Origin of the sequence: Stenotrophomonas nitritireducens, from assembly GCF_001431425.1 — a bacterium.
In the GTDB taxonomy this organism is placed as follows: domain Bacteria; phylum Pseudomonadota; class Gammaproteobacteria; order Xanthomonadales; family Xanthomonadaceae; genus Stenotrophomonas; species Stenotrophomonas nitritireducens.
Window position 1 is genome coordinate 1 of sequence record NZ_LDJG01000033.1, and the last position, 11,862, is coordinate 11,862.

An 11,862-nucleotide genomic window follows, 5' to 3' on the forward strand; every position below is an offset into this window, starting at 1 on the left:
GTCGAGCAGGGCTTCGAACTCGTCCTCGGTGATGAGATCGTCGCCGCCCTTGCATGCCGCGGCGGGCTTGGCGGAGGCCACGACGGGCATGGCACCGGGGGCTGCGGCGCCATGCAGCTGGTCGAGCAGGGCTTCGAACTCGTCCTCGCTGATCAGGTCGCTGCCGGCCTCGGGCGCTCCGACGGCCGCCACCGGCTTGGCGCCTGGCGCGCCGCCGCCATGCAGCTGGTCGAGCAGGTCCTCGAATTCGTCTTCGGTGATGAGGTCGCCGCCGGAGGCCGCGACCGGTGCCGCCGCCACGGGAACCGGAGCGGCCGGCGCCACGTCGACGTCGAACAGCGCGATCAGCGCCGGCGGCGCGTGCTGCGGGTCGGTGCCGGCCGAGACCGCGTCGAGCATGGCCTGCAGCCAGTCCAGCGACTGCTGCGCGGCATCGAAGTGGTGCGCCTGCAGCACCGCCTTGCCCGAACGCGCCATGCCCAGGGTTTCCTCGGCGGCGTGGCACAACTCGACCATCGCGTTGATGCCGAGGAAACCGGCGCCGCCCTTGAGCGTATGGAAGCCGCGGAACACCGCGTTGAGCTGGTCGTTGTCCTGGGGCGACTGCTCCAGCGCGACCAGCTGTTCGCCGAGGCGGTCCAGGATTTCCTGGGCCTCGAGGATGAAGTCGGCGGCGATGTCGTCGGCGAAGGCGCTCATGGCGTCACAGCCCCAGGTCGGAAAGCAGGTCGTCGGCGTCGTTCTGGCTGACGGCGTGGCGGTCGATGCCTTCCAGCGCCGGGCCGGCGAGCCCGTTGCCGCGCGCCTCCTCCTCGGGCGGCGGCAGGCCGAGCGCGCCGAAGCCCTCGTGCACGCGGCGCACGATGCCGACCACGCGGCGGATGATCTGCCCGGTCAGGTCCTGGTAGCTCTGGGTCAGGGCGATCTCGGTGAGGTTGTGGCGGATGCGGTCCAGGGCCTGCTCATGCTCGACCGCCGGCAGGCTGCCCTCACGCAGGCCGGTGACCAGTTCGCGGCACTGTTCGGCCAGGTCCAGGGTGCGATGGGTGGCCTTCTCGGTCATCTCCACCACGTGGTCCAGGCGCGCGCAGGCGTCGTCCAGCTCGCCGGCATCGCTGGGAATCGTAGGCAGTTCGCCCAGCGCCTGGCCCAGCTCGCGCGCGAGCCGGCCCAGGCCGGCCATCATCGGCTGCGTGCGCAGTGCCGCCAGGGCGTCGATTTCCCGGCGCCAGCCGGTTTCATCGCCGCTTTCCAGCGCCGCCAGCGCATCCTGCAGGCGTTGCACCAGGGCCGATTTCTCGCTCGGGGTCCCGCTGGAGATGATCGTCATCAGGCGCTCGCCGCCAGCCGTTCGAAGATCTTGCCCAGCTTCTCCTCCAGGGTCTGCGCGGTGAACGGCTTGATGATGTAGCCGTTCACGCCGCTCTGCGCGGCTTCGATGATCTGCTCGCGCTTGGCCTCGGCGGTGACCATCAGCACCGGCAACGTCTTGAGCTTGGCATCGGCGCGGATCACCTTGAGCAGTTCGATACCGGTCATCACCGGCATGTTCCAGTCGGTGACCACGAAGTCGAACGGCTGGCTGTTCAACAGGGCCAATGCGGCATGTCCGTCCTCGGCTTCGGCGGTGTTGGTGAAGCCCAGGTCGCCCAGCAGGTTCTTGACGATGCGCCGCATGGTCGAGAAGTCGTCGACGATCAGGATCCGCATGTTCTTGTTCAAAAGCTGTTCCTCTTCATGGTTCGACGAGGCCGGCGTCGGCCGCCTCGAAAATCTTCAGCCGGCCGCGCAGGCGCAGCATGGCCTGGCCGTGGATCTGGCAGACCCGCGACTCGCTCACCCCGAGCACCGCGCCGATCTCCTTCAGGTTCAGTTCCTGCTCGTAGTACAGCGACAGCACCATTTGTTCGCGCTCGGGCAGTTGGCCGATGGCCTTGCCCAGTTCCTCGCCGAACTGGCTGCGCTCGAGCACCTGCTGCGGGGTCGGCCCGCCGGTGGCCGGGGTATCCAGCTCGCCCTGGTCCTCGATGCGCGACTCCAGGCTCAGCACCTGGCCGCGCGCGGCGTCCTCGATCAGCCGCAGGTACTCGGGCAGCGGCATCTCCATCGCTTCGGCCACCTCGGTGGCGCTGGCGGCACGGCCGGTGGCCTGCTCGATGCGGCGGATGGTGGCGGCGGCGTCGCGGGCGCGGCGGTGCACCGAGCGCGGCACCCAGTCGCCGCGGCGGATCTCGTCGATCATCGAGCCGCGGATGCGGATCGAGGCGTAGGTCTCGAACGAGGCGCCCTGTTCGGCGTCGTAACTGCGCGACGCCTCGATCAGCCCCATCATCCCGGCCTGGATCAGGTCGTCGATCTCGACGCTGGCCGGCAGCCGCGCCGCCAGGTGATGGGCGATGCGCCGCACCAGGTCCGAATGGCGGGCGATGCAGTCGTTGGCGCTGGCGCGCTGCACCTCGCGGTATTGGGCGGCAGCGGCGGGCTTCATGTGGCCATCCCGCGCTGGATGATGCGCTCAAGGAAGAACTCGACGCCGCCGCGCGGCTCGGTGGGCGCCTGCCAGCGGGCGGTGCGGCGGGCGATTTCCTGCAGCGCCAGCGCGGCCGGCGCCGACGGGTACAGCTTGACCACCGGCTGCTGGCGCTGCACCGACAGGCGCAGCCAATCGTCCTGCGGTACGCAGCCCAGGTAGTTGAGCGAAACGTCGGCCAGGAATTTCTCGCACACCCGCACCAGCTTCTCGTACAGCACGCGGCCTTCGTTGGGGTCGCGCGCCATGTTGGCCACGACCTGGATGCGGTCCACCCCGCGCTCGCGCGAGAGCACCTTGATCAGCGCATAGGCGTCGGTGATCGATGCCGGCTCGTCGCAGACCACCACCACGGTGTCCTGCGCGGCCTGGCAGAAGGTCAGCACGCTGTCGGTGATGCCGGCGGCGGTGTCGATGATCATCACGTCCAGGTCGCGCTCCAGCTCGGAGAACACGTTGACCAGGCCGACGTGCTCGGCCGGTTGCAGCTCGGCCATGTGCCGGCGCCCGGACGCGGCCGGCACCACCAGCAGGCCGTCGGGACCTTCGATGATGACGTCCTCCAGCGTGCAGCGCCCGGCGACCAGGTCGGCCAGGGTGTGCTTGGGCTGCAGGCCGAGGATCACGTCGATGTTGGCCAGGCCCAGGTCGGCGTCCAGCAGCAGCGTGCGCTTGCCCATGCCGGCCAGCGCCACGGCCAGGTTGGCCGAGACGTTGGTCTTGCCCACGCCGCCCTTGCCGCCGGTCACCGCGATGGTGCGCACGGGGCCGGCAGGCTGGCGGCGGGTGGCCGACAGCGGGAAGGCATTGGTCAGCTTGGCGTACTCACGCGACGGCATGGTTCAACTCCGGGTTGCAGGGCATATCGGCCGCGCGGCGCAAATCTTCAAGGCGAAGCACGAGATTGGCCGCCGAGGCCCGGTGCAGATCTTCGGGCACATCCTGCCCATCCGTCACCCATGTGATCGGCAAACGGTGATCCACGGCCACAGAAAGGGCCGAACCGAAGCGGCCGGTCTCGTCCAGCTTGGTCAATACCAGACCCTGCGGATTGGCCGCGCCGAAGCGGCGCACCACCTCGTCCATGTCCTGGAAACTGGTGTTGGCCGGCAGCACCAGCAGGGTACGGATCTGGCCGGCGGCGCGCAGCCACTGCAGCTGGGCGGTCAGGGCGCGGTCGCGCTGGCCCAGCCCGGCGGTGTCGATCAGCACCAGCTTGTAATCGGCCAGGCGCTCCAGCAGCTGGTTGAGGTTGGTGCCGCTGCTGGCTTCGTGCACGGCGATGCCGAGCTGGCGGCCGAAGCCGTACAGCTGTTCGCGCGCGCCGATGCGCTGGGTGTCGGTGGTGACCAGGGCGACGTCGCGGGCCGCATGCGCTTCGGCGAAGCGCGAGGCCAGCTTGGCGATGGTGGTGGTCTTGCCGGCGCCGGTCGGACCGACCAGCGCGATCACGCCGCCAGCCTCGATCGGATCGACCGGGGCGATCGGCAGCTTCTTGGAGATCAGGCCCAGCATCAGCCCGCGGGCGCGCGCCGGATCGGTCTCCGCCGGCATCTGCACCGCCACGTCGCGGGCCAGGCCGGCATCGAAGCCGTATTCGTCCATCAGGTCCAGCGCGTTGGCGCGCACCGGGCTGCCGCGCAGGCGCTCGTCGGTGAAACGGTTCATCTCGCGCTCGATCAGCTGGCGCATCCCGGCCACTTCCTGGCGCAGCTCGGCGAGCTGGCGGTCGTCGCGCGGCGCCGTGGCGACCACGCTCAGCGCGGGCGCGGCGACAGCGGTTTCAGGAGCGGGCGCCGGAACATTGACGGTAGCGGCGACAGCCGGGGCGACGGGCAGGATCGGCTCGACCGGCGCCTCGCGGAGCGGCGCCGTTTCAAGCGGCGCCGGCGGCGCCATCGGCGGCTCGATCCGCGGTGCCGGCGCCGGTGCCGGTTCCAGAGCGACCGGCTCCTGCAGCGGCGGATCGATCACGAAGCGGGCGCGGTTGACCGGTGCCGCGGCGGGCGGGGCCGGCTCGACCGGGGCGAAGCCTTCGGGACGGAATGCGGGCACCACCGGGGTGTCGTCCAGCGCTGCCGGGAAGGTCGCGAAGATCTGCTCCGGAAGTTCGGGCAGGCGTTCGGCGGCGGGCCGGGGCTGCGGCTTGAGCAGCGAGGAAAAGCGGCTGCCCGGGGCCAGTTCGACGCTGCTGTCGATGGAACGGCCGGTGGCGCCGACCGCCGAGCGGGCGAGGGCGGCCACGGCCGAGGCGGTGGCCACCACCGGTTCCGGCTCCGGAGTCCTGCGGCGGGTCACCGCGGCGATGATCGCCTCGGCGGCGCTGCGCGGCTTGGGTGCCGGCGGCGCCGGGCGGGCGGCCTCCAGGGCACGCTGCACGGCGGTCTCGTCGTAGTGGGCGGCCGCCACGATCTCGACGCCTTCCTCGATCCGGCGGTTGGACAGGATGACGGCGTCGGGGCCATGTTCCTTGCGCACCAGGTTCATGGCGGTGCGCATGTCGGCGGCGACGAAACGTTTGATCTTCATGCTGGAGTACCGGGAATTCGTGTGCGGGTGCGACGCGGGAGCAGTGGCGTTGGCGGTGTCGTGCATGGCGGTGCGTGCTCCTCGTCCTTCGTTTGTGGCGGTGGCCCGCCAGGTGTCCGTTCTTTGACGTCGTCCTGCGCCGCCGGTTTCCAGGCTGTCCTCAGCTGATCGTGCCGACCAGCTTCAGGCGCTTGTCTTCCGGGACCTCGCTGTAGGCCAGCACCGACAGCGAGGGGACGCTGTGGCGGACCATCCGGGCGAGGGCGGCGCGGACCGGGCCCGGTACCAGCACCACGGCCGGCTCGTTGCGCGCCTCCTGCTTGCCGACGCATTCGGCAAGGCTCTGGTGGAGACGTTCGGCGAGACCGGGTTCCAGTGCGGCACCGTTGCCCTGCGTGGATTCCTGCAAGACCCGTTCCAGTTGCGGGTTCAGGGTGAACACCGGCAGTTCCGGCGACATGCCGGCGATCTCCTGCACGATGAAGCGGCCCAGCGCGTTGCGCACGGCAGCGGTCAGCGCGGCCGGGTCCTGGGCCAGCGGCGCGTTCTCCACCAGCGCCTCGGCGATCTTGCGCAGCTGGCGGATCGGGATGCGCTCGATCAGCAGGTTCTGCAGGACGCGGGCCACCACCGAGATCGGCAGCGCCTTCGGGGTCAGGTCCTCGACCAGCTTGGGCGCGCTCTTGGCCAGGGTGGCCAGCAGCTGCTGCACTTCCTCGTGGCCGAGCAGTTCCGGGGCGTGCTCGCGGATCAGGTGCGAGAGGTGGGTGGCGATCACCGTGGCCGGATCGACCACGGTGTAGCCCAGCGATTCGGCATGGGCGCGCTGGTGCGGCTGGATCCAGGTGGCGTCCAGGCCGAAGGCCGGATCCTTGCCGGGAATGCCCTCCAGCTGGCCCATCGCGCTGCCCGGGTCCAGCGCCAGTTCGCGGTCGGGATGGATCTCCGCGCTGGCCACCGGCACGCCATGGATCAGTACCCGGTAGGTGGTGGCGGGCAGCTCCAGGTTGTCGCGGATATGCACCGACGGGATCAGGAAGCCGACATCCTGGGTGAGTTTGCGGCGCACGCCCTTGATGCGCGCCATCAGTTCGCCGCCCTGGGCCGTGTCCACCAGCGGGATCAGCCGGTAGCCCACCTCCAGCCCCAGCGGATCGACCGGGCGCAGTTCGTCCCAGCTCAGTTCGGCGGTCGGCGCCGGCTGCGAGGAGAGCAGGCCGGGAATCTCGCCCGGCGCGCCGGCGCCGGCCTCGGCGCCGGGCTTCTCGGCGTTGGCCATGTCGCGCTTCCACAGCTTCCAGGCCAGGAAGCCGAGGATCGAGGCCAGGATCAGGAAGGCCAGGTTGGGCATGCCCGGCACCAGGCCGACCAGGCCGATGATGGCCGCAGCAATCGCCAGGGCGCGGTACTGGCCGAACACCTGGCCCATCATCGCCTCGCTCATGTCCTGCGAGCGCGAGGCGCGGGTGACCAGCATCGCCACCGCGCTGGATACCAGCAGCGCCGGCAGCTGCGCCACCAGGCCGTCGCCGATCGACAGCAGGGTATAGGTGGCGGCGGCCTGGCCGAACGGCATGCCGTGCTGCAGCACGCCCACCGCCAGGCCGCCGAGCAGGTTGATGAACAGGATCAGGATGCCGGCGATGGCGTCGCCGCGGATGAATTTGCTGGAGCCGTCCATCGCGCCGTAGAAGTCGGCTTCCTCGCGCACTTCCTCGCGCCGGACCTTGGCTTCCGCGGCCGTCAGCAGGCCGGCGTTGAGGTCGGCATCGATCGCCATCTGCTTGCCGGGCATGGCGTCCAGGGTGAAGCGCGCGGTCACTTCCGACACGCGCCCGGCGCCCTTGGTGATGACCACGAAGTTGATGATGGTCAGGATCGCGAACACCACGATGCCCACCGCGTAGTTGCCGCCGATCACGAATTCGCCGAACGAGGCGATGACCTTGCCGGCGGCCTCGTGGCCGTTCTGGCCGTTGAGCAGGATGACGCGGGTGGAGGCCACGTTCAGCGCCAGCCGCAGCATGGTGGTGATCAGCAGCACGATCGGGAAGATGGTGAAGTCCAGCGGCCGCTTCACGTACACCACCGCCAGCAGCACCATCAGCGAGATGGCGATGTTGAAGGTGAACAGCGCATCGAGCACCGGCGCGGCCAGCGGCACCACCACCATCGCCAGCAGCGCCAGCACGATCAGCGGCGCGCCGAATCCCTGGCGGATCGCGCCCAGCAGGCGGCGCGCGGTGGCCGGCATGGGCTGGGCGCTCATGGGCGGGCTCCCTTGCCGAATTCGTCGATGTCGATGGCCGGCTGCTGCGGCATCGGCCCGCCGCGCCAGGCGCGCAGCTGGTAGACGTAGGACAGGATCTGGGCGACGGCCGAATACAGTCTCACGGGGATTTCCTTGCCGAGTTGGCTTTCCCTATACAAGGCGCGTGCCAGCGGCGGCGCCGAGACGATAGCCACGCGGTTGCCGTCGGCGACCTGGCGGATGCGCAGGGCCATTTCGTCCACGCCGCGGGCCACCACGGTGGGGGCGTTCATGCGCCCGGCCTCGTACTTGAGCGCGACCGCGTAGTGGGTCGGGTTGACCACGATCACGTCGGCCGTGGGCACCGCCTCCATCATCCGTCGCTGCGACATCTGCATCTGCATCTGCCGGATGCGGCCCTTGACCTCCGGGCTGCCCTCGCTCTCCTTCATCTCGCGCTTGAGTTCCTCGCGGGTCATCTTCAGCTTGCGCATCCAGTTCCAGCGCTGGTAGGGCGCATCGATCGCCGCCAGCAGGGCCATCCCCCCGGCCGTGGCCAGCAGCAGGCGCAGGGTGAAGCCCAGCCCGTCCTGGACGGCGCGCTCCAGCGGCAACTGCAGCAGGGCGCGCAGGGCGTCGAAGCCGTGCCAGATGCACAGGCCGGCCGCGGTGCCGACGAACAGCACCCGCAGCAGCGACTTGGCCAGTTCGGCCAGCGACTGCGCGCCATAGATGCGCTTGAGCCCGCTCATCGGGTTCATGCGGTTCAGGTCGGGCATCATCGCCTTGGACGACACCCGCAACCCGCCCATCAGGAGCGGCGAGACGAAACTGGCGAGCAGGCAGGCCAGCAGCAGCGGCCAGGTCGCCAGCAGCAGCCGGAGCAGCAGCATGCCGGCATGGCCGAACAGCGCGCCGGGCGTCTCGAACAGCCCCGGATCCGGGGTCAGCGCGGCCCGCATCCATGCGCGCGTATTGGCGCCGATCACCCCGGACAGGGCGTATACGGCGAGTACGCCGGCGCCGAACACCGCGGCGGTGGCCAGTTCGCGCGAGCGCGGAATGTCGCCCTTCTCGCGGGCTTCGCGCAGTCGCTTTTCGGTAGGCTGTTCGGTTTTTTCGGTGCCGTCTTCGTTCTCGGCCATGTCCAGGCGCGGATGCGGGAGTCAGCGCCTGCCGTGCAAGAAACGGGCCAGGCGCCGTGGCAAGGAACCCGCTCCCGGCCTCAACCGTACAACCGCATGAAGCTCTCCGCGCTGACCGGGCGCCCCAGCTGGTGGCCCTGCAGGTGATCACAGCCCAGGCGCTCGGCATAGGTGCGCTGGCCCGAGGTCTCGATGCCCTTGGCGACGACTTCCATGTTCAATGCGTGGCCCAGCGCGACGATGGCCGAGACCACCACCACGTCCTCGTCGCTGTCTTCCAGCGCCACCACGAAAGCACGGTCGATCTTGATCTCGGTGGCCGGCAGCCGCCGCAGCTGCAGCAGGCTGGAGAAGCCGGTGCCGAAATCGTCGATCGAGATGCCCACGCCCAGCGCGGCGATGGCGCGCAGCATGCCGACCGCGGCGTCGGCATCGCGGGTGACCGCGTTTTCGCTGACTTCGAGCACCAGGCGCGAGGGCTCCAGCTCGTTGCGCTGCAGGACCTGGCGTACATCCTCGACCAGGCGCGGCGAATCCAGCTGCAGGCCCGACAGGTTGACCGACACCTGCCAGTCGGCGTGGCCGGCGTCGTGCCAGCAGCGGATCTGCCGGCATGCTTCGTCCAGCACCCACAGGCCGATCACATCCATCATCCCGTTCTGTTCGGCCAGGCGGATGACGCGTTCGCTGGGCACCGGCCCGTGCACGGGGTGGCGCCAGCGGATCAGCGCTTCGGCGCCGCTGACGCGGTCGCTGTCGGCGCGCACCCGCGGCTGGTAATGCAGGGTCAGCTGGGCCGTGCCGATGGCCTTGTGCAGATCCTCCAGCAGGCGCTGGTCCTGCTCGGCATCGACGCTCATCCATTCGGCGAACTGCGCATGGGTGTTGCGGCCGGCCAGCTTGGCGTGGCGGGTGGCGGTCTCGGCATGCACCACCAGCTGCGCGGTCGAATCGCCATGCGCCGGATACAGGGCCACGCCCAGGCTGCCGGTGACGCGCATGTCGCGCCCGCCCACGCGCACTGCGTTGAGCGCGATGAGGATGCGCTCGGCCAGCGGTGCGGCGGTGGCGTCGCCGGCCAAGGGGAGCGCGATCACGTACTGGTCGCCGCCGAGGCGGCCGACCAGACCCTCGTCCGGCAGCAGCCGGCGCAGCTGCTCGGCCACGTCGACCATCACCGCGTCGCCGGCCTGCGGGCCGAATGCGCTGTTGATGTGGCGGAATTCGTCCAGGTCCAGGGTCATCACCGCGCAGGCCAGGTCATCCCGGCTGCAGCGCTGCAGCAGCTGCTCCATGCGGTCGTGCGAGAGCTGGCGGTTGGGCAGGCCGGTCAGCGAATCGTGGCGGCTGGCATGGAACAGTTCCTTGCGCGCGTCGTCCAGCGAGGCCGACAGCGTCGAGTTGCGCAGGTGCAGCAGGCGCGCCTGCATGCGCTGCTCGAACAGCGAGATGACCAGCACCACCGCCATCACCGCCACGGTCAGCATCACCACGCAGGCCGCCAGCCATTCGACGCTGATCCCGCCGCTGGTCGCCGCGGCGCAGACCGAATCGGCCTGGAAGCGCGCCGCGGCCATGCCGGTGTAGTGCATGCCGACGATGGCCAGGCCCATCACCGCGGCGGCGGCCAGGCGCTGCGGCAGCGCCTGCTCCATCGCGCGCATGCGGAAGGCGATGTAGAGCGCGCTCCACGAGGCGCCCACCGCGATCAGGATGGAAAGCGCGAAACGCAGCGGATCGTAGTCGATGGCCGGCTGCATGCGCAGCGCGGCCATGCCGGCGTAGTGCATCCAGGCGATGCCCAGGCCCATCAGCAGCGCGCCCAGCGCCAGCCGCAGGTGCGGCAGGGTGGGGCGCGAGACCAGCCACAGCGCGAACAGCGAGGCGGCGATGGCGACCAGCAGCGATTCGACGGTGAGCCCGAGGTCGTAACCGAGCGGGATCGGCAGGCGGAAGGCGAGCATGCCGACGAAGTGCATCGACCAGATGCCGGCGCCCATGGCGATGCCGCCGGCCAGCAGCCAGCCGAGCGTCGCGCGGGAATGGCGCGAGGCCGATACGCGCGAGGCCATGTCCAGGGCGGTGAACGAGGCCAGGATCGCGACCAGGACCGACAGCACGACGAACAACGGGTTGTAGCTTCCTGCAAGCATCGCCCACTCCCTCCCCATTCCATGCACCACGCATCCGGCGTGGCGCGTTGCCGAGTGCGCCCGGCCATTCCCCGCCGGCGCGCGTTCCCGCGACTATCCCGGGCCTGTCCGCAGCAAGCAAGAGCAGCGTCCCGCGGAGGGCGCGGCGAACGCCGCGGATGTGCCCTGGATCACGAAGTCACCTGCCGCGCGGCGTCGAACGCGCTGTCGAACAGGCGTTGCACCGGAGGCGCCATTTCCCCAGCCAGCAGGGTCAGCAGCAACAACCCCAGCAGCAGCGACACCGGCAGGCCCAGCTGCATCGGGTTCAGCGCCGGCGCCGCGCGGGCCAGCGCGCCGAAGGCCAGGTTCACCGCCAGCATCGCCACGGTAAGCGGCAGGGCAAGGCTCAAGGCGCCGCGGAACACCTGCAGGAACAGGGTGGGGACCAGCGACGCCATGGCATGCGGATCGGGCAGCGCCGTGCCGATCGGCAGGGTCCGGTAGCTCTCCACCAGCAGCGAGATCAGCGCCAAGTGCCCGTTGCTGGCGAAAAACAGCAGGCCGAACAGCAGATAGAACCATTGCCCGACGACGCCGGAACTGCCGCCGCGCAAGGGATCGCTCATCTGCGCGAAGGCCAGGCCGGTGCCCTGGGCGACCAGCTCGCCAGCCATGGCGCCGGCCTCCAGGATCAGGCGCAGCAGGAAACCGATGGTCACCCCGACCGCCAGTTCGCGGGCGATGGTGAGCACGGTGGCCGCGTCGAAGCCGTTCCAGGCCGGCACCGGCGGCAGCACCGGCGCCAGCGCCACCGACAGCGCGACGGCCAGCATCCCCCGCACCCGCGCCGGTACCGCGCGCGTGCCCACCATCGGCATGGCCATCAGCATCGCGCCGATGCGCAGCATGACCCACAGGGTGGCGCCGATGATGGCGAAGGCCTGCTGGCCGTCGATCATCATGCCGGTGACAGGATCCATGCCGTCGTCTAGCCGATCAGGTGCGGAATGCGCTGGAACAGCAGGGTGGTGAATTCCACCAGGTTGCCGAGCAGCAGGCTGCCCAGCGCGAACAGCGCCGCGGTCAGCGCCGCGGCCTTGGCGACGAAGGCGATGGTCGGCTCGTTGAGCTGGGTGGCGGCCTGGATGATGCCGATCACCACGCCGACCACCAGCACGGTGACCAGCAGCGGACCGGCGATCCAGAGGGTGGTGACCAGGCCACCGCGCAGTTCGGTCAGGGCAAGTTCGGGACTCATGCGGACCTGCAATG

At 70.0% G+C, this 11,862-nt stretch carries 11 protein-coding genes; all 11 read right to left on the minus strand.

Annotated features, from left to right (window positions below; all coding sequences use genetic code 11):
* Positions 1–699 (minus strand): Hpt domain-containing protein (locus ABB22_RS16345; RefSeq protein ID WP_211264519.1); only part of this gene is annotated, 699 nt, incomplete at its 3' end.
* Between the two features lie 4 nt (positions 700–703).
* A complete protein-coding gene (locus tag ABB22_RS16350) occupies positions 704–1,330 on the minus strand; it encodes a protein phosphatase CheZ (RefSeq protein ID WP_055768954.1) in 627 nt (208 codons plus the stop codon).
* Positions 1,330–1,722, minus strand: a complete 393-nt coding sequence (cheY, locus tag ABB22_RS16355) for a chemotaxis response regulator CheY (RefSeq protein ID WP_055768958.1) — start codon at positions 1,720–1,722, stop codon at positions 1,330–1,332. The genes ABB22_RS16350 and cheY overlap by 1 nt, the downstream gene beginning before the upstream one ends.
* Positions 1,723–1,735: 13 nt before the next feature.
* Positions 1,736–2,488 (minus strand): RNA polymerase sigma factor FliA, encoded by a 753-nt coding sequence (locus tag ABB22_RS16360; RefSeq protein ID WP_055768962.1) that lies wholly within the window; start codon positions 2,486–2,488, stop codon positions 1,736–1,738.
* On the minus strand, positions 2,485–3,369 hold the full coding sequence (locus ABB22_RS16365; protein ID WP_055768965.1) for a MinD/ParA family protein: 885 nt from the start codon (positions 3,367–3,369) through the stop codon (positions 2,485–2,487). The genes ABB22_RS16360 and ABB22_RS16365 overlap by 4 nt, the downstream gene beginning before the upstream one ends.
* Complete coding sequence (gene flhF, locus ABB22_RS16370) at positions 3,356–5,059, minus strand: flagellar biosynthesis GTPase FlhF (RefSeq protein ID WP_055768967.1); 1,704 nt, start codon at positions 5,057–5,059, stop codon at positions 3,356–3,358. Before flhF ends, ABB22_RS16365 begins: the two co-directional genes overlap by 14 nt.
* 160 nt (positions 5,060–5,219) lie before the next feature.
* Positions 5,220–7,328 carry a flagellar biosynthesis protein FlhA gene (gene flhA / locus ABB22_RS16375; protein ID WP_055768970.1) on the minus strand — a complete coding sequence of 703 codons (2,109 nt, stop codon included), beginning with the start codon at positions 7,326–7,328 and terminating at the stop codon, positions 5,220–5,222.
* On the minus strand, positions 7,325–8,455 hold the full coding sequence (gene flhB, locus ABB22_RS16380; protein ID WP_055768973.1) for a flagellar biosynthesis protein FlhB: 1,131 nt from the start codon (positions 8,453–8,455) through the stop codon (positions 7,325–7,327). The genes flhA and flhB overlap by 4 nt, the downstream gene beginning before the upstream one ends.
* Positions 8,456–8,535: 80 nt before the next feature.
* On the minus strand, positions 8,536–10,608 hold the full coding sequence (locus ABB22_RS16385; RefSeq protein ID WP_055768976.1) for a putative bifunctional diguanylate cyclase/phosphodiesterase: 2,073 nt from the start codon (positions 10,606–10,608) through the stop codon (positions 8,536–8,538).
* Between the two features lie 170 nt (positions 10,609–10,778).
* Complete coding sequence (gene fliR, locus ABB22_RS16390; protein ID WP_055768979.1) at positions 10,779–11,570, minus strand: flagellar biosynthetic protein FliR; 792 nt, start codon at positions 11,568–11,570, stop codon at positions 10,779–10,781.
* Between the two features lie 8 nt (positions 11,571–11,578).
* On the minus strand, positions 11,579–11,848 hold the full coding sequence (locus tag ABB22_RS16395; protein WP_055768984.1) for a flagellar biosynthetic protein FliQ: 270 nt from the start codon (positions 11,846–11,848) through the stop codon (positions 11,579–11,581).
* Positions 11,849–11,862 lie beyond the last annotated feature (14 nt).

Bases quoted from the DNA above. Each gene is read 5' to 3' on its own strand.
- ABB22_RS16350 (WP_055768954.1), bottom strand. From the start codon at position 1,330: ATGACGATCATCTCCAGCGGGACCCCGAGCGAGAAATCGGCCCTGGTG.
- ABB22_RS16360 (WP_055768962.1), bottom strand. From the start codon at position 2,488: ATGAAGCCCGCCGCTGCCGCCCAATACCGCGAGGTGCAGCGCGCCAGC.
- ABB22_RS16365 (WP_055768965.1), bottom strand. From the start codon at position 3,369: ATGCCGTCGCGTGAGTACGCCAAGCTGACCAATGCCTTCCCGCTGTCG.
- flhF (WP_055768967.1), bottom strand. From the start codon at position 5,059: ATGAAGATCAAACGTTTCGTCGCCGCCGACATGCGCACCGCCATGAAC.
- flhA (WP_055768970.1), bottom strand. From the start codon at position 7,328: ATGAGCGCCCAGCCCATGCCGGCCACCGCGCGCCGCCTGCTGGGCGCG.
- flhB (WP_055768973.1), bottom strand. From the start codon at position 8,455: ATGGCCGAGAACGAAGACGGCACCGAAAAAACCGAACAGCCTACCGAA.
- ABB22_RS16385 (WP_055768976.1), bottom strand. From the start codon at position 10,608: ATGCTTGCAGGAAGCTACAACCCGTTGTTCGTCGTGCTGTCGGTCCTG.
- fliR (WP_055768979.1), bottom strand. From the start codon at position 11,570: ATGGATCCTGTCACCGGCATGATGATCGACGGCCAGCAGGCCTTCGCC.
- ABB22_RS16395 (WP_055768984.1), bottom strand. From the start codon at position 11,848: ATGAGTCCCGAACTTGCCCTGACCGAACTGCGCGGTGGCCTGGTCACC.